The organism is Youngiibacter fragilis 232.1 (genome assembly GCF_000495435.3).
Taxonomy (GTDB): Bacteria; Bacillota; Clostridia; order Clostridiales; family Clostridiaceae; genus Youngiibacter; species Youngiibacter fragilis.
The window spans coordinates 1-1570 of record NZ_AXUN02000214.1 but is presented as its reverse complement, the minus strand read 5'-3'; the positions used below and the strand labels follow the sequence as shown (position 1 = coordinate 1570).

Sequence of the window (1570 nt, the reverse complement as noted above, 5' to 3'; positions counted from 1 at the left end):
TTTCTCTTTAGCGGCGGACGGGTGAGTAACACGTGGGTAACCTGCCTCAAAGAGGGGGATAGCCTTCCGAAAGGAAGATTAATACCGCATAATATCAGGAAGCTGCATGGCATTCTGATCAAAGGAGCAATCCGCTTTGAGATGGACCCGCGGCGCATTAGCTAGTTGGTGAGGTAACGGCCCACCAAGGCGACGATGCGTAGCCGACCTGAGAGGGTGATCGGCCACATTGGAACTGAGACACGGTCCAGACTCCTACGGGAGGCAGCAGTGGGGAATATTGCACAATGGGGGAAACCCTGATGCAGCAACGCCGCGTGAGTGATGAAGGCCTTCGGGTCGTAAAGCTCTTTGATCAGGGACGATAATGACGGTACCTGAAAAACAAGCCACGGCTAACTACGTGCCAGCAGCCGCGGTAATACGTAGGTGGCGAGCGTTGTCCGGATTTACTGGGCGTAAAGAATGCGTAGGTGGATATTTAAGTGGGATGTGAAATCCCCGGGCTCAACCCGGGAACTGCATACCAAACTGGATATCTGGAGTGCAGGAGAGGAAAGCGGAATTCCTAGTGTAGCGGTGAAATGCGTAGATATTAGGAGGAACACCAGTGGCGAAGGCGGCTTTCTGGACTGTAACTGACACTGAGGCATGAAAGCGTGGGGAGCAAACAGGATTAGATACCCTGGTAGTCCACGCCGTAAACTATGGGTACTAGGTGTAGGGGGTATCGACTCCCCCTGTGCCGCCGTTAACACAATAAGTACCCCGCCTGGGGAGTACGGTCGCAAGACTAAAACTCAAAGGAATTGACGGGGGCCCGCACAAGCAGCGGAGCATGTGGTTTAATTCGAAGCAACGCGAAGAACCTTACCTAGACTTGACATCTCCTGAATTACCCGTAACTGGGGAAGCTCTTCGGAGCAGGAAGACAGGTGGTGCATGGTTGTCGTCAGCTCGTGTCGTGAGATGTTGGGTTAAGTCCCGCAACGAGCGCAACCCTTATCGTTAGTTGCTACCATTAGGTTGAGCACTCTAGCGAGACTGCCCGGGTTAACCGGGAGGAAGGTGGGGATGACGTCAAATCATCATGCCCCTTATGTCTAGGGCTACACACGTGCTACAATGGTGAGAACAAAGAGAGGCAAGACCGCGAGGTGGAGCAAATCTCACAAAACTCATCCCAGTTCGGATTGCAGGCTGAAACTCGCCTGCATGAAGCCGGAGTTGCTAGTAATCGCGAATCAGCATGTCGCGGTGAATACGTTCCCGGGCCTTGTACACACCGCCCGTCACACCATGAGAGTTGGCAATACCCGAAGTCCGTGGGGTAACCTTAACAGGAGCCAGCGGCCGAAGGTAGGGTCAGCGATTGGGGTGAAGTCGTAACAAGGTAGCCGTAGGAGAACCTGCGGCTGGATCACCTCCTTTCTAGGGAGTCGACAGAAGAGTAACTTCTTCTGATACAAGTATCCATAATGAATCCAAAAATTCATTACGGATGCTTAGAATGAACCTAAGGTTCATTCATGGATAGAAATATCCAAACTACTCTGAGTCACTTATTTCT

1 rRNA gene is annotated in these 1570 nt (G+C 52.1%); it reads left to right on the top strand.

Annotation, left to right across the window (positions count from 1 at the left end):
* Positions 1-1431: ribosomal RNA gene (locus T472_RS16345) — 16S ribosomal RNA — on the top strand; the annotation flags it as partial.
* Positions 1432-1570 lie beyond the last annotated feature (139 nt).